The organism is Bacillus sp. FJAT-50079 (assembly GCF_018343515.1).
Lineage (GTDB): Bacteria > Bacillota > Bacilli > Bacillales > Bacillaceae_C > Lederbergia.
Genome location: NZ_JAGYPD010000001.1, coordinates 623,445 through 639,587, shown reverse-complemented (window position 1 = coordinate 639,587; position 16,143 = coordinate 623,445). Strand labels below are relative to the sequence as shown.

13 protein-coding genes are annotated in these 16,143 nt (G+C 38.3%); 9 read left to right on the top strand and 4 right to left on the bottom strand.

Going from position 1 to position 16,143, the window contains the following annotated elements; genetic code table 11:
• Positions 1-37: 37 nt before the first annotated feature.
• The 4 genes from KHA95_RS02950 to KHA95_RS02935 are packed head-to-tail and all read left to right on the top strand — an operon-like array spanning position 38 to position 3,680.
• Positions 38-1,231 (top strand): aminotransferase class I/II-fold pyridoxal phosphate-dependent enzyme, encoded by a 1,194-nt coding sequence (locus tag KHA95_RS02950; RefSeq protein ID WP_213135953.1) that lies wholly within the window; start codon positions 38-40, stop codon positions 1,229-1,231.
• On the top strand, positions 1,228-2,250 hold the full coding sequence (locus KHA95_RS02945; RefSeq protein WP_213135952.1) for a methionine ABC transporter ATP-binding protein: 1,023 nt from the start codon (positions 1,228-1,230) through the stop codon (positions 2,248-2,250). Before KHA95_RS02950 ends, KHA95_RS02945 begins: the two co-directional genes overlap by 4 nt.
• Complete coding sequence (locus KHA95_RS02940) at positions 2,247-2,903, top strand: methionine ABC transporter permease (protein WP_213135951.1); 657 nt, start codon at positions 2,247-2,249, stop codon at positions 2,901-2,903. The genes KHA95_RS02945 and KHA95_RS02940 overlap by 4 nt, the downstream gene beginning before the upstream one ends.
• 15 nt (positions 2,904-2,918) lie before the next feature.
• Positions 2,919-3,680 carry an SDR family NAD(P)-dependent oxidoreductase gene (locus KHA95_RS02935; protein WP_213135950.1) on the top strand — a complete coding sequence of 254 codons (762 nt, stop codon included), beginning with the start codon at positions 2,919-2,921 and terminating at the stop codon, positions 3,678-3,680.
• 131 nt (positions 3,681-3,811) lie between these two features.
• Here the strand turns inward: KHA95_RS02935 and KHA95_RS02930 are convergent, their stop codons facing one another.
• From KHA95_RS02930 to KHA95_RS02915, 4 genes are all read right to left on the bottom strand, one after another.
• Positions 3,812-4,732: an aldo/keto reductase gene (locus tag KHA95_RS02930; RefSeq protein ID WP_213135949.1), complete on the bottom strand. Its 921-nt coding sequence runs from the start codon at positions 4,730-4,732 to the stop codon at positions 3,812-3,814.
• Between the two features lie 206 nt (positions 4,733-4,938).
• Complete coding sequence (locus tag KHA95_RS02925) at positions 4,939-5,592, bottom strand: 4Fe-4S cluster-binding domain-containing protein (protein ID WP_213136154.1); 654 nt, start codon at positions 5,590-5,592, stop codon at positions 4,939-4,941.
• The gene (gene nrdD / locus KHA95_RS02920; RefSeq protein WP_213135948.1) at positions 5,589-7,544 is read right to left on the bottom strand and encodes an anaerobic ribonucleoside-triphosphate reductase; all 1,956 of its coding nucleotides are present in this window, start codon (positions 7,542-7,544) and stop codon (positions 5,589-5,591) included. Before nrdD ends, KHA95_RS02925 begins: the two co-directional genes overlap by 4 nt.
• Positions 7,545-7,546: 2 nt before the next feature.
• Complete coding sequence (locus KHA95_RS02915) at positions 7,547-7,798, bottom strand: TlpA family protein disulfide reductase (RefSeq protein ID WP_213135947.1); 252 nt, start codon at positions 7,796-7,798, stop codon at positions 7,547-7,549.
• Positions 7,799-8,707: 909 nt separating this feature from the next.
• Between KHA95_RS02915 and KHA95_RS02910 the strand changes: the two genes are divergently transcribed.
• From KHA95_RS02910 to KHA95_RS02890, 5 genes are all read left to right on the top strand, one after another.
• Positions 8,708-11,929 (top strand): NEAT domain-containing protein, encoded by a 3,222-nt coding sequence (locus KHA95_RS02910; protein ID WP_213135946.1) that lies wholly within the window; start codon positions 8,708-8,710, stop codon positions 11,927-11,929.
• A 671-nt stretch (positions 11,930-12,600) separates the two neighbouring features.
• A complete protein-coding gene (locus KHA95_RS02905; protein WP_249316465.1) occupies positions 12,601-12,918 on the top strand; it encodes a DUF2294 domain-containing protein in 318 nt (105 codons plus the stop codon).
• A gap of 260 nt (positions 12,919-13,178) precedes the next feature.
• Positions 13,179-14,225, top strand: coding sequence for an ABC transporter substrate-binding protein (locus KHA95_RS02900; RefSeq protein WP_213135945.1), 1,047 nt, complete (start codon positions 13,179-13,181; stop codon positions 14,223-14,225).
• A gap of 141 nt (positions 14,226-14,366) precedes the next feature.
• Positions 14,367-15,311 (top strand): nucleoside hydrolase, encoded by a 945-nt coding sequence (locus tag KHA95_RS02895; protein WP_213135944.1) that lies wholly within the window; start codon positions 14,367-14,369, stop codon positions 15,309-15,311.
• 4 nt (positions 15,312-15,315) lie between these two features.
• Positions 15,316-16,137, top strand: a complete 822-nt coding sequence (locus KHA95_RS02890) for an ABC transporter permease (RefSeq protein ID WP_213135943.1) — start codon at positions 15,316-15,318, stop codon at positions 16,135-16,137.
• The last annotated feature ends 6 nt before the right edge of the window (positions 16,138-16,143 follow it).

Sequence of the window (16,143 nt, the reverse complement as noted above, 5' to 3'; positions counted from 1 at the left end):
TCATGTGTTTTTTTATTTATGGAAAGGAATGAATTTGATGGAGTTTAAAGCAGCTCGTATCGTTAACCAGTTACCAGATCATTATTTCGCCGGCATATATGAAAAAGTCGCTTTATATAAAAGCAAAGGAATTGATGTCATCAATTTAGCTAGTGGGAACCCGGATTTACCAACACCACACTCTGTTGTTCAAGCATTAAAGAATGCGGTCGACGTAAAGGAAAATCACGGCTATTCACCCTTTTTCGGCAAAAAGCAAACATTGGAAGCCATTGCATTGTTTTATAAGCGAGAGTATGGAGTTAAGCTCGATCCTGATACAGAAATTGCTATTTTCCAAGGATCAGGCATTGGCGTTACCGGAATTCCGCAAGTTCTCCTTAATCCTGGGGACTATTTACTAACAACAGATCCCGCTTATCCTGCTTATGAGACGGCTGCTACATTAGCAAAGGCAAACTTTTATCAAATTCCGGTTTATGAACAAGATGGATTTTTACCGAATTATGAAACGGTTCCCGAAGAGATTGTGGAAAAAGTAAAATTACTCATTCTTAATTACCCGAATAATCCGACGGGTGCTCTAGCGACCGAAGACTTTTTTGAGAAAAGCATTGCTTTTGCTGCTAAAAATCAATTTCCGGTCCTAAATGACTTTGCTTATGGTGCTTTTGGATTTGATGGTCATAAGCCAATCAGCTTAATGCAAATCCCTGGAGGGAAAGAATACGGAATCGAGACATATTCAGCTTCTAAAACATATAACATGGCTGGGTGGCGCTTTGGCTTCGTTGTCGGAAATGCCTCGATTATTAAAAGTTTTAAACATTTCCATTCGCACGCATACAGTACGATTTTTGGAGCGGTCCAAGATGCGGCTGTTAAGGCCTTGCTTGGTCCCCAAGACCCAGTGCGAGAACTGTGCCAGCGATATGAAAAACGGCGTGATTTTCTCGTCCAACAGTTTCGGAAAATGGGCTGGAACGTTCCATATACACCTGGAACATTTTTTGCGTGGTTCCGTGTTCCCGAAGGATTTACATCGAAAACATTTGCTGATTTTCTGTTTGATGAAGCTCATGTTGCCGTTGCACCTGGAGAAGGTTTTGGTGAAAATGGTTCTTCCTACGTACGGGTCAATTTACTGAATGATGAAGAACGAATGCTTGAAGCAGTTAATCGAATGGCGAAAACAGGCATTTTTAACAAAGCGACGGAGGGGTCATCTTGATTGAACTCAAAGACGTTTATAAAACGTATATGCGCAATGGAATATCCAATGAGGCGCTTAGGGGCGTATCACTGCAAGTGGAGAAGGGTGATATATTTGGGGTCATTGGTTATAGCGGAGCCGGAAAAAGTACATTAATTCGCATGGTCAATTGCTTGGAACAGCCAACTAGCGGGCAAGTATTTGTAAACGGTGAGCCACTTGATCGTTATAGCGTCAAAGAACTACGACAAGTGAAAAAGAAGATTGGTATGATCTTTCAACATTTTAATCTACTGGAAACGAAAACCGTTTTTGATAATATTGCGATTCCCCTTGTTCTTTTAAAGCGAAATAAGGCGGAAATTCGTGAACGAGTGATGGAATTATTACAGTTTGTCGGACTTAGTGATAAGGAAAAAAGTTATCCGAAGGAATTATCTGGCGGGCAAAAGCAACGTGTAGGAATTGCCCGCGCGCTTGCAAGCAATCCATCGATTTTGCTCTGTGATGAGGCGACATCTGCGTTAGACCCACAAACGACACAGTCGATATTAGAGCTTTTAAAGAAAATCAATGAAGAATATAACATTACAATCATGATGATTACCCACGAAATGGGCGTTATTCAAAAGGTTTGCAATAAAGTAGCTGTCATGGAGAAAGGAAAAATTGTTGAGCAAGGAAAGGTTTTAGATGTATTTGGTAATCCTCAGCATTCGACAACACAAAGTTTTGTCCAAACGGTAATGCAAAATGAGATTCCTAATAGTGTGTTGAAGACGTTGACCTTTCGTCCAAATCGGCGGTTGTTCAGGCTTAAATTTGTAGGTGGCTCTGCTTCTCAGCCAATATTAAGCAGTCTGATCCGCCAATATGATCTGGAAGTGAATACGCTTTTTGCTAATATGACAGAAATTCAAGGCACGACGATTGGTACCATGATCATCGAATTACATGGTGATGACTCTGTGATCGATAAAGCGGCGCTGTTTTTAGAAGATTTAGGTGTACATGTTGAGGAGGAAGCGTTGGTATGAAAACGATCATAACATTGGACCAATTATTAGAAGCTTTATATGAGACTGTGCTGATGGTTGGAATTTCGTTGCTCATCGGATCGTTATTAGGTATTACGATTGGAATTATCCTCGTGATTACTCGTCCAGGTGGTTTATTGCAAAATAAATTTATTTATGCGGTTCTCAATCCGATTATTAATATTTTTCGTTCATTGCCGTTTATCATTTTATTAGTCGCGATCATTCCATTTACACGATTAATCGTGCAAACATCTGTGGGGACGAGCGCTGCGATTGTGCCTCTAATTATTTATATTGCTCCCTATATTGGCAGGCTTGTTGAGAATTCGTTGCTTGAGGTAAACCCGGGCATATTGGAAGCAGCAGAGGCGATGGGAGCGACGCCCTTTCAAGTGATTTGGTATTTTATGTTGCCGGAAGCGTTTGGCTCGCTTATTTTGACGATGACAACAGCCACGATCGGACTAATTGGTGCGACGGCAATGGCTGGAACAGTAGGAGGAGGTGGCATCGGTGACCTTGCGATCTCTTATGGTTATCAGCGATTCGATACAGTCGCAATCGTCGTTACCGTTGCGATCTTAATTATTGTTGTTCAGGGAATTCAATCTGCGGGCAATTTCTTTGCGAGTAAAGCACGCCGCGAATAGAAAAGGGGAATAAAGATGTATTGCATGGACTTAACAGGTAAAGTCGCGATCGTTACAGGCGGGGCACAAGGAATCGGAAAGGCGATTGTCGAAGCGTTCATAGATTGCGGAGCATCGGTAGCTGTCATCGATCGAACAGAGCAAGAAAGCCCTAATGAACGTTTACTATATGTCAAAGCGGATGTCGCTAACAGTGATCAAGTAGAAGAAACGGTCCAAATGATTAGAAATCATTTTGGCAGATTAGATATTTTGGTGAATAATGCAGGAATATCCTCGATGGACTATGCCGTAAATATTCAAGAAAAAGATTGGGATCGGGTCATGGATGTGAATGCGAAAGGGGTATATCTATGCAGTCAGTCGGTGGCAAAGGTGTTAATCGAACAAGGCGAAGGTGGAAAGATTATTAATATTTCCTCACAAGCCGGGAAAAATGGCTATCGTTTAATGGGGAGCTATGTCGCTTCCAAACACGCGGTGTTAGGACTTACGAAAGTGATGGCATTGGAACTTGCCAAAGATCAAATCAATGTAAATGCTGTATGTCCAGGGATCGTTGAGACGGATATGAAAAGAACTGAAAGAGTAATTGGTGGTGAACTAAGGGGACTAGATGCAGAGGCAATTAAGGATGAGGACTATTCGCAAGTTCCCTTAGGAAGAACAGCGACACCACAAGATATTGCCAATGTCGTTATCTTTTTAGCATCAACCTACTCTGATTATATGACAGGGCAAGGGATTAATGTGACAGGCGGAATGACAATGAATTAACATAAACAAGGGGCTATTCAAACTTTTATTGACGTTTGAATAGCCCCTTATGCTTAAGTAATTATCTATTTCCCATTAATAGCATACTTTTATCATTAAGGTAACTCGACGGCTGTTCGAATGCCCCTAAATTAAGGAATGATATTTCCAGCGGCTTTATATATTCGGGACCATTCTTCTCTCGTCAGACGAAGCTCAGAGCCTTTACACGCGTCTTTTAAGCGTTGCACGTTTGTTGTTCCAAGCACGACTTGAATATTGGCCGGGTGGCGTGTAATCCATGCTGTCGCGATGGCTGTGTTCGTTACTTCATATTTTTCCGCAATTTCATCAATGACTTCATTTAATTCAGGGAAGTTTTCCAAGTCACCAAGAAACGGTCCTTTAAAGAATCCATTCTGAAATGGAGACCAAGCTTGGATCGTCATATCTTGCAAACGGCAATAGTCAAGCACGCTGCTATCGCGATTAATCGATTGGTCGACATCCATATTTAACGTAATGCCCGAGTCGATGATCGGTGTATGTGCAACGCTAAACTGAAGCTGATTGACGACTAATTTTTGGGAGATGTATTTTTGCAATAATTCAATCTGAGCAGGATTATGATTGGACACGCCAAAATATTTAACTTTCCCACTATTATGTAACTGATCGAATGCCTCCGCAACTTCTTCAGGCTCCATTAATGGATCAGGGCGGTGAAGAAGTAAAATATCTAAGTAATCTGTGTTTAGGCGTTTTAAAATTCCGTCGACGGAATTGAGAATATGCTCTTTCGAAAAATCAAAATATCCAGAGCGGATGCCACATTTGCTTTGAATGATCATTTTCTCGCGGATGTCATCGTTCATTTGAATTGCTTCAGCAAATAATTCTTCGCAACGACCCTTTCCATAAATATCCGCATGGTCAAAGAAATTAATTCCTTCATCCATTGCTGTTCGAATGAGATGCTCAATTTCAACAAGTGAAAGCTGGGGCAGGCGCATACAGCCCATAATCATATTCGAAGCATGTAGGTCTGTATTTTTAATGACATTGTATTTCATGTAAAACTCCTCCTCGGTCATATTTACAAGCATGTCGATCGCAGCTGCCATTCCCCATGAAGAAGAGCTTTATAGACAGATGCTCACCTTCATAGTTTATCATCTTCTCTATGAAGTTGCCTTTGAAAAATTTCGACAAGAGCACCATTGGATCTTCTAATCAATTATACTCTTGCCCTCATTGCATCCAGATTTTTCGAGTTAAACTATACATATAAAAAATCATTTAAAAAATACGGAACATCGCTTGAGTAATGTTGCTTTCGATTCTCCACATACTCTTTAATCGCATCAAAAAATTCCGCTGCTAAAATCGGATATTTTACCGTGCGTACTTGATCAAGTGGAGAGTTGTGCTTGATCACAGAGTTAATGCTATCTAGTAAATTATCAATCAATTGGTTTGTCGGTGTAATTCCAATCACATCTTCAAAAATAGATTTATGTTCTACGATATCAAGTATATGGTAGGGCAATTTCATATCGATGTGGAATCCATCAACAAGACCGAGTGCGTACAATTTCTTTATTTTTACATTGTAAATACCAGATGTAGCAATAATGATTTTACCCGGAAAAATTTTGCGTACTTTCATACATAACTTAATGATTTCATCGATTGGATTGATTAAAAATTCCCCGCCACTAAACATAACAGCATCAAAGAGAAATCCGCTTCTCTTTAAAAATACATAAAAATCCTTTTCAGTTTTATAATGTTCGGGTGTATGGGCAATAATTTCGTCATAATTATGGCAGCCAAAACAGCGTAAAGGACATCCAGATAAGGAATGCACTAATAAAGTCGTATGATTAGGCACATCTGTGAATGTTCGAATAAATGAATGATAAAATTTCATTGTAAGCAAGAGCCTTCCTTCTTGACCTTTAAATCATCCGCTTTTAACCGATGCCGCACATTCCAGTCATGTCTTCGAGCCTTTGACCAAAAATTAAATTCCCCTTGATAATAGCCTTGTTCATCCACATTAATATTTTTACGGGCTATCATTTTTAAATAGCCAATAACCCTGCTGAATGTAGCAATATCAGTTGATTTACATAACGGGCAATCCTTTATATGTTTCGCATCTTCGGCAATTATTTTCTGTCCGCATTCCATACATGAGGTGATCGTTGGCGTCAACGTAATATAATTGATTGGCTTTTGAAAAATATGATCTAAATAGTGAGCTAAACGTTTAGGTGCAATTTTTTCCTCTAAAAAGTGATGCAAAACGCTTCCGGATGTTGCATAACCTTGAAACTCTGTACTATTTTCGAGTTGAGCCGAGAAATCATCTTCAGAAAATGGCGTCATGCATCCGCTCGTTAAATATGGATTTTCTCCTTCCCCTTGTACGAAAATGTCTCGATTATTTTTCTTCGCCCATTTTAAATCATGTCTCGCTAGTTTAATCGCTGCATTTTCAGCTGGTGCGTACTCAATTCCACAAGCGACTTGATCACGCACGATCATTTCATTCACGATTTCTGTCATATATTGCATTAATGTATGGGCTAATTGCTTCCCATTCACATCTTTGATCCCAAGTGGATAACCACAATTGATTAAACCTTCATTCATTCCTGTGATAGCGAAAACATTGAAGTAATTTTTTAAATTCTCGTTAAAGGAGAAGAAGGTAGGGTAAAGCTCTTTATTATTTTCAATCCAGTTACGCTTTGCCATATGTGCTTCCTGCATGACTTCCATATATTCACGAAGCTTGCTTTTTAATAGTGTGAGATCGTGACCGAATTCGAGTAAAAGCCGATTCATATTCAGATTTAATACTTGAACGGCACCAGTGGAGCCGGTCGAGGAGCCAAAAACACCGCCACCCGCCTTAGACAATGTTTCGAGATTAATTTGTAGTCGGCAGCAAAGGCTCCGGCTTACTTCCGGATCTTTTGCTACTAAGTATGGGTTTAACTGTGTGTAATAAGGATCTTCGAATGGTTTTCTCTTAAAGTTTTCAAAATATACGCCGCCCCATTGGTACATTTTATCTAGTAACTCCCAAAATAATGGATTGTTAAAATTGAAATGATCATCGATCTGTACCGTTAAAAGGGGAAAGGTGAACGGGATTCCCTCTTTGCCCGTGCCTTCACTCATCACGTCAATAATCGCCTGATTGATACGATCGAAATATTCACTTGGTATTTCCTTATATTGAATAAATCTTGCGTCTCCTCCTATGATGATGTATTCATCTTTTATTTCTTCCGATGGCTTACCAAACTCCAAAGTAATATTAGAAAAACTGCTTTGAGCTCCGGAACGAAGGGGCATATTCAACTCCCAAATAAAACTTTGAAATAACTGTTTTAAATCGTCATCTGTGTAGTTTCTGCCATTGAGTTCTTCATCATATAAATAAGAGGCGGCAATGGTAGATAGCTGGGCAAGCATGACTGCCCCAGATACTTGCTGTGAAATTAATGTTACGACATTACTAAAATGCCGGAGTAAAATTTGCAGTCGTTTTGTTGGCTTTGAAGAGATCATATTTTTTGCTAAAGAAGGAATTCCCTTCGTTGCAATATCAAGACAACTAATTGAGACACAATATGGCGCAAGCTGTTTATCATGAACATAAACGATGCCTTCGTCATACAACTCTTTTATTTTTGTGGGAAGAACGTGAGTAAATAAATATTCTTCCTCTGCTAAATTATTTAGATTATGGCGTAATAATGGCAAAGAATAAACATAATTACTATTTTCCCTTTTTAAATAATCGGATTTTTTATCTTCTCTATTTGCAGTGAATGTTTGAATCATTTCTTCCGAACTTGTAAACATCGTTAATACACTCCTTGAATGGTTTGGATTATTTTCATTAATTCCGGGGGGTTTACTCCTATGCTTCGATGTATCTCAACTTGTCGATCATCAAGTAAAATTGTAGTCGGAACGGATTGAATATGAAATTGGCTAACGAGATCAGTACGAATCTCAGTATCAAATAGTTGAAAATCCACAGCGTGCTGCTCTAAAAAACGAACGACAGTAGGACATTTAGAGCAAAAAGCTGACTTAAATATGAGTAGTTGCACCCGAATCCCTCCTTTCAATCATTAGTTTGGATAATATCACAACATAATGTGTTTGTTTGTGATATTTATCACTGTATATTGTGTTTTTAAATTGTATTTGTTTTAGATGTTAAACATACTATTCCGTGATTTGACTTCCCGGAGGTAAATTAAGACTTTTGCTTGATCCTCGAAAAAGATTCAATTTCCCGTCGTGTTTTATACATTTCTGTGATGGTTCGGCGTACAGTTCATCACCAAGATCGTCTAAAAAACAAACAATTTGCTAGCGCTTTAAATAACGGGATTTTTGTGTACTTAACTGGCAGGTAAAATCTTGCGTCATTGGAAATATACGTAAAAAGAGCTATGAGGAGCTCCACCGCACTTTGTTACCCCGCGACACCTATCGAAGGAAAAATTATCAATAAAAATCAATGATTCTAGGTTAATATGTAAAACTAAAGAAAATATTGACACTTTCAATGATAATGATTATCATTATCATTGTTAGGGTTATTGTCTTAATATTACAAGATTTATGACGATTCCGATCGGAATGTTCGATAGAAGTTAAGGAGGAATGCCTACAATTAAAATGTCATATTAAATCAAATTTAAGGAGTGAATAAGGGATCAGTTGGTGTGAGCATTTGTGCTGATTGATTATTTCTGTTGTTGCAAATAGGCGGGTAAGAAGGAGTATCATAGTGGGCATCAAATTTTTTATGCAGGTAGTTATGATTCTCATCTAACACAATGATCATGACTTTGTTTGGAGAGTACTCTATTAATATTGATGTTGTTTCGATCTACGAAGAGCATTAGCTTGTTAACAAGGTTGTGACGAAGTATTTTCATTTGTTAGACATATAATATTGAGTTTGATGCAGACAAAAATAAATTTAATATAAAAGGAGTTTATGTATTTTGAAGCGATTTAATAAAATAATAGTTTTGTTATCGATTGCATTATTGTTAGTTGGCATCGCAGCACCCAATTCTATGGCTACTTTAGTTGAAGTTGGGTCAGTTATTCCTGATGGAGAATATGAAGTTTCCTATCGATATGTTAAAGATGGTACTACAGAAACATCAGCAGCAAACTCCTTTATGGTACAAGATAGTGGAAAACTAATCATCTCAAGTGGAAAAGCAGTTTTTGAGCATGAAGTATCGAAAGTAAATTACGTTACATTTGCATATTTAGCATCTCGTAATGCGGATGCAACTAAAGCAGTAATTACGAAAGTCGATAATGTAGAAACTGCGACTGGAAAAGAAGGATACACAGAGCATACTGTTCGAGATGCTGAAAATCCAGATAATGTTGTTGTTCAATTAGAAATTGAAGATATATGGAAAAAGCAAGATGTTTTAATGCATATCAACGATATAGAAAACTATTTTGGGCTTCCTGAACCTTACAATCATTGGTATAATGCTCAGCTTGAAATAAATGTAACTGATATCACACTTCCAGACAACTCTGATGATGATGAAGAACCAATAGCTTCCGATATAACAGAAGAGCTGTTTGCGCACCGTATCGCTGAAGGCTACACGTTGCTTGAATCAGCGGTGGAAGGAGACTATGACGGAACATATCCAATAGGGGCAAAAGCGACGCTACAAAGCAAGTTAGAACTTGCGGAAAGCTTAGCAGGGGATACTTTGGAAGCTGCTTATATAATTGCCAACCAAGCAATCAAAACATTCCAATCAACCCGTATTTCTGTAGATAAATCGAGATTAATTCAATGGATTGAAACAGCTACTACATGGATCGAGGGCAAGGCAGATGCTGGCGAGCGTGAGGCGGGAAAACCAGCTGACATTACTCTCACGCCAGTATCTGATGGAGAGTACTTGCCTCAAAAATATTATGGTTCGAGTGTTGGTTATAAAGGTCCGATTACAGATATAAAAGAACAAATTGTCAAAGCTCAGGCTGTGATAGATAATGAACGGGCAACCCAAGCAGAAGTAATGGCAATGTTTAATGAATCAAATACTAAAGGGGATTGGGAACTATTTGATAAGCAGCGCTTGGTAGCCCGTGATTTTGAAATCATAGTGCTGGATTCTTTAGAAAAGGATGCTAAAATATCCCCACATGCTGGAGATATTAGTCCTCATGCAGTTATGCTGCAGCAGGCCGGTCCTGACTATTATCAAGCATTTGCTCATTTCGCTTTTTATGATACGGACGATATATTAACTGATGCTTCAATAAGACAAGTTTCAGCAAAGGCAACAGACGGATTTTTTGGAAACTGGACAAGTAGTCTAGCGCCCGCTGTCAAAAATCCTAATTTGACGAATACACCTATTTTCCAATCCGAATTGACTGGAGAACATGCAGATACAATTAAGGTATACCAATCGACTACCGTTAGAAGTCAAAATCGTACCTATTTGCAAACAGATGAATTATGGCAAGGTTTATGGAAACTACAATATCCAATGGAACTTCCGGAAGATGAACGTAAAACGGTATTTATCAGCTTTAATAAAGCATACTTGGATAAGCTAAAGGAACTAATCACTGATGCACAAATGCTTGTCGAGGGAGCGGAAGCAGGTACCGAGGTAGGCCAGCATTCCGTTTATTATATTGATCAGTTGGAGGCTGTAATTGCAACAGCACAAGAAACGGCGGATCAACTGTCAGCACCACGGCCAGAAATTTTGAATGCTACTACCACATTGCAGAATGCGATCGATACGTTTAAAGCTGCTGAAACAAAGCAAGTCCACTTTTCAGTTGCTCATAGCAGTAATGCCGAGTTTTCTATAATGGAACAGTATTTTGAAAAACCTGCACTCGTTGCTACTGACGATGAAGGTGGCTTACATGTATCCTTCACAATAACTAGTAGTAGCAATGTGTCAGAGTTTAAAGTGAAAATAGACGAGGAATTCGTTGAAGCTGCAACAGTTAGTGAAGACAAAGGCAATGATACACGAGTAGTTACGTTTGAAATTGACAGTTTGTCTAAATTACTAGATGCTCAAGTGCGTACTGTTGTACCTGAAAAAAATGATGATCGTACACATGATGTTCGGTTGAATTTTAACGAAGTGAACAATCAAGAGCTATACGAATTGATTCAAACTGCGACATCCGCATACAAAAATGCGGTTGATAGTGGACAAGCAGGTCAGTATTATGAGCTTGCTCTCGCATCGCTAGCCAATGCAATTACACTTGCGAATGCGGAAGCAGTTCGGATTCCATCTGAGCAGGCAACGACAGATGAAGCGCGTACACGTTTGAACAATGCGCTGGAAACATTTAAGAAAACATATGGCGACACGGAAGATCCGGATGAAACGGAAGACCCAGATGAACAGACTCCTTATGAAAGAGCAAAAGAATTGTTTGCGATATCTGAAGGCTTTACCGTGAATGAGAAAGAAGGAAAAGTTTCGATAGATTTAGCTTCAGAATCATTGAAGCTTTCTAAAGAGCAAGTTGAAATAATGAAAGAGCTTGGACTAACATTACAAATTTCAAATGCCGATGTCCAACTGTCAATTCCTGCAACAGTATTTAGTGATGTGTCTGGAGAAATAACAATTGATATAACAAAAATTCAACAGGCGGATAAGAGTTTAAGTAAAACATATGATTTTTCAATTAATAATGGACAAATTCGCACATTTAAAGATGGCATCACACTTACTTTCAAAATCGACCCTAAAAAGGCTTCAAACGCAAATAACCTAAACATATTCTACTTAAATGAAGAAACAAGTGAATGGGAAAGCATTGGAGGTACTTACGATGCAGAAAATGAGACAGTTTCTGCTATTACAACTCACTTTAGTACATTCTCTGTTTTTGAATTGAGCGAAGAACCGAAAGATGATGATAACGAGGAACCTAAAAATAATAATGATGGTGAAAATCCGAAAGGCAATAATACCGAGGAACCTAAGGATAACAATGTTGGTGAAGAACCAAAAGATAAGAACAACGTTGAAGAATCTAAAGAAAATGATGACAATCTTAATCCAAGAGAAAACGTCAAAGATAATAAATTGCCTAATACTGCCTCAAATTACTATAATGCACTGTTCATAGGCGCATTGTTTATGCTATGTGGAATTGGATTCATTTTGATTCAGAGAAAAAAGAGAGCTTGATAAAATATAATATTTTAAGTTAATTTATTAGCTAAAATTGATTAATTCGTCATCATTCTAACAATCAGTGGAAATGTTTGGTCATTTCCACTGATTGTTTATTGAATGAAGCTAGATAAAAACAGCGTGCAAGAAGTTCAATTTTTTACTCTAATTCCTGTCGAAGTAGTCGGCTTGTTTTGGGAACGTATTACGAATATAGCGGATTTTTCCGCATTTGTTCTAATATCATTGTTATCTTTATCATTTACGGTGAATTCACGGGATTAATCGTTATTGTGATATCTGACATTACTTGATGCTTCAAAATGGAAATTGAGTGAAAATATTTCTTTAAGTGTCATAAATGATCTCCTAATGAAGGTGCCCCAGTTAATATTAGGTAATCTGTTCATTACTCGTAAAGAAAGTGAGCAAAAGCCCCCTTATTACAATCAAGAGGGTTTGCCTATTTAACGTTGTCAAAAAATACTGAGAATAAGTAGATGTTCGTGATTCGCCAATAATATTTGTGAGTAAATCGATAAAAGTGATTTATCTTTTTTGAAAGACGAATATTCCCCTTGATAAATTCTTAGATGCTCTGTATAATTACATCGAACAAATCGTTTTGGCAGGTGATTCGTATCCATCCGATAAACTCAAGTGATATAAAAAAGCTCCTTTCTCATATGTATAACGATGTGTCGAAGGAATTGTTCGGTTCTGGTACAACGCTGCTTAAAGTGGGAATAGATAAAAACATCGTTACGATTCAAGCGAAACATCGGCGTGCATCAAGATCGGCTGCCTTAGAGGAAGAGGTTCCTCATCTAAAGGTAGAAGTAGATTTCCATATGTCGCTTCTGTACAAAAGAAAATTAAAGCAAAAGCTTGAGACAGAATTAAACTGGGAAATTGAAGCGATTTTAAGAGATTATGACTCTATGACACAACTCGCTTTTACGAATATCGTTTTAAAAGAAAGCTCTGTTAAACGTGAATGTTGATTCATAATAGATTCCGATAATTGTAGCGGAAGGCATTTTCCTAGAGTGGAAATCAACAGTATTTATAATAGAGATTAAAAAATAATAAATGATGGATTTCCTGTTTGGATTTATCTAAGCGGAACGCCATGTAAAAAGCTAATGATTTATCTGAACTTTGTTTACAAAGAAAAGACAATCTTAGGTAGAAGTTAATTCTATTTAAGATTGTCTTTTTTTGGGTAGTATATAAACAATTACATCAAAATGGAGGGCTTATGATGAAAAAATTCATGAGTGGGATTTTATTATTAATGATTAGTTCATTGGTTTTTGCTGCATGTTCAAATGGAAACGATGCTGGGGAAAAGCCGAAAAAGTTAGTTATATCCACATGGGGATTTGCTGAAGATTTCTTCAGAGAAGAAGTGTACAAGCCGTTTGAACAAGAGCATAATGTGGAAATTGTTTTAGATATTGGAAACAATGCTGATCGTCTAAATAAAGTGCGTCAAGGGAATTCAGATATCGATATTATTTATTTATCAGATTATTATGCGCAGCAAGGAATTGATGATGGGTTATTTGAAACGATTGATCGCAGTAAAATTTCTAACATTAACGATATTTACGATAGTGCAAAGGCGCCACTTGGTGAAGAGTATGGACCTGCATATACGATCGCTCAATTCGGTATTGCTTATAATCCCGATGAAGTGAAAACGCCGATTACATCATGGAAAGACCTTTGGAGCGAAGAATTTAAAAGCTCGATTACGATCCCGGGAATCACGACAACAACAGGTCCAATGTTTTTAGATGCAGCATCGAAAGTAAGTGGCAGTGCGGAGTTTAACGAGGATAAGGCATTTGAGAAAATGAAAGAAATTATGCCAAATGTTGTGAAAGAATATGCCCAAACATCTGAATTTGTCAATATGTTTGGACAAGGAGAAATAGTTGCAGGACCATTTATGGAAATGTATCTTGGCAGTTTAAAAGAAGCTGTTCCAAACGTTCAGTTTGTCAGCCCTGAAGAAGGCGGATATGCGGTCATGAACGTTGTGAACATTGTAAAAGATAGCAAACAGAAAGAACTTGCAGAAGAGTTTATTAACTATGTTTTAAGTAAAGAGGTTCAAGAGAAATCAGCAAAGGCAAAAATCGACTCGCCGGTCAATACAAAGGTTGAACTGACGGAGGAAGAAGCGGAAGGCTTAACATATGGCGAGGATGTCGTCGGTAAGCTGAATACGTTAAATATGAAATTTGTGAATGAGCAATCGAAATCATGGATTGATCGCTGGAATCGTGAGCTTTCACAATAAAATACGTGTTCAAAAAGGAGGATAAAAAGGACCGAGAAGTTCAAGGCGGCGCAGCTTTGAACAGCGGAAAAGCAAGCCAACGAAGAAATTCGATGTGTCATTTTTACCGGACTTTTTGAACATCCCTTTAAGGAGTCATAAATGAAGAGAAAACTAATACTTGATGTTGATACAGGAATCGATGATGCGCTTGCCATCATTTTAGCGGTAAAAAGTCGTCAGTTTGATATTCTAGGGATTACAACGGTCAATGGCAATGTGTCCCTAGAGTCAGCTACACGGAATACGTGCAAGATCTTAGATTTATTAAATGAGCAACAGATCGATGTGATCAAGGGGGCGCATGCTCCCCTGTTTAGAACTCCCTTTTTTGAACATCGGGTACATGGTGAGGATGGCCTTGGCGGTGCACTTGCCGACATTCAAGCGAAAAAGCAGCCTGATGAGGGTTACGCCCCTGATTTTATCATCCATTCCGTTCTTAATTTCCCTGGTGAAGTCACATTAGTCATGACAGGTCCGCTTACAAACCTAGCATTGGCGATAAAAAAATGTCCGGAAATTGTTCATAAAGTAAAAGAAGTAATCTTCATGGGGGGCGTTGTCCGTGGCAGTGGGAATGTAACGCCGAATGCAGAATATAACATCTTTGTTGATCCCGAAGCAGCGAAAATTGTTATCCAAGCTGGTTTCCCATCTATAACCCAAGTAGGGCTGGACGTAACAAGAAAGGTGCTTTTAACCGAAGAGCATATCCAAATGATCGAAAATAAGAAACTCGCAAAATATATTAACGATAGTACGTTAGACTACCGAAAAAGGTATTTTGAACGCAATGGTGTGTCGGGCTGTGCGATGCATGACCCATTAGCTGTCGCGGTTGCGTTGCAAAAAGAGCTTGTGGTGACAGAAGACCATTATGTAGATGTTGAAACGAGAAGCGATCTTTGTGACGGGCAACTTGTTTGTGACTTTCAAAATCGCTTAAACAAAAGAAAGAATGTTGCCGTTTGTTTAGAAGTTCATTCAGAGGAATTTTTTAACCTGTTTATAAGCATTATCAATTCATCATATGACAGGGGTTAATGAGATGAAAAAACGTTTTATTTACCTGTTACTTTTACCAGGTGTATTATTTTTGACCATTTTCATGTTTGCTCCGATTGTGTTTACGATTGGAACGACTTTTTTTACAGAGCAAGGCTTTAGCCTTCAAGGATATATTCAGTTTTTTCAAGACCGATATTTTATGGGAATATTACTGACGACGCTGCGGGTAAGCTTGGTCACAACGATTATCTGTATCATTCTTGGCTTTCCAGTCGCGTATTATATTTCTAAAGTAGGAATGCGAACAAAGGTCATTTTATTATTATTAACGATTTTCCCACTCTTAACGAGCCCGGTTGTTCGCTCTTTTAGCTGGATGATTATTATTGGGAAAAATGGCGTCGTCAATAAAACACTTTTGGCGATCGGGTTAATCGATCAGCCGCTCGATATTTTGTATACACCGACCGCCATTATTATCGGATTGGTTCATTTATTCATGCCACTTATTATTATTACGTTAGTCGGCGTGATGGAAAATATTGAGGTAGATCTGTTACAGGCGGCTGAAAGCTTAGGTGCTTCTAGAGTGGCTGTCTTTGCAAAGGTCGTCATCCCGCTTTGTATTCCGGGCTTAGTGATCGGGAGCATTCTCGTATTTGTCGGCAGTTTTACCGCTTATACAACACCGGCATTACTAGGTGGAAAGCAACGAGTTGTTTCCACATTCTTATATCAAAATGCGATTACGTTGAACCAGTGGGAATTGGCTTCCATTGTTGCAACGATCATGATTGTCGTGACGATTCTAATCATTACTGGCATGAATATCATTGCCAAAAAAATTAATCCAGAAGGGTAGAGGGTG

Excerpts from the sequence above, each read along its gene's own strand:
- KHA95_RS02950 (WP_213135953.1), top strand. The coding sequence starts at position 38 with ATGGAGTTTAAAGCAGCTCGTATCGTTAACCAGTTACCAGATCATTAT.
- KHA95_RS02900 (WP_213135945.1), top strand. The coding sequence starts at position 13,179 with ATGAAAAAATTCATGAGTGGGATTTTATTATTAATGATTAGTTCATTG.
- KHA95_RS02895 (WP_213135944.1), top strand. The coding sequence starts at position 14,367 with ATGAAGAGAAAACTAATACTTGATGTTGATACAGGAATCGATGATGCG.
- KHA95_RS02940 (WP_213135951.1), top strand. The coding sequence starts at position 2,247 with ATGAAAACGATCATAACATTGGACCAATTATTAGAAGCTTTATATGAG.
- KHA95_RS02935 (WP_213135950.1), top strand. The coding sequence starts at position 2,919 with ATGTATTGCATGGACTTAACAGGTAAAGTCGCGATCGTTACAGGCGGG.
- nrdD (WP_213135948.1), bottom strand. The coding sequence starts at position 7,544 with ATGTTTACAAGTTCGGAAGAAATGATTCAAACATTCACTGCAAATAGA.
- KHA95_RS02930 (WP_213135949.1), bottom strand. The coding sequence starts at position 4,732 with ATGAAATACAATGTCATTAAAAATACAGACCTACATGCTTCGAATATG.
- KHA95_RS02890 (WP_213135943.1), top strand. The coding sequence starts at position 15,316 with ATGAAAAAACGTTTTATTTACCTGTTACTTTTACCAGGTGTATTATTT.
- KHA95_RS02925 (WP_213136154.1), bottom strand. The coding sequence starts at position 5,592 with ATGAAATTTTATCATTCATTTATTCGAACATTCACAGATGTGCCTAAT.
- KHA95_RS02905 (WP_249316465.1), top strand. The coding sequence starts at position 12,601 with ATGTATAACGATGTGTCGAAGGAATTGTTCGGTTCTGGTACAACGCTG.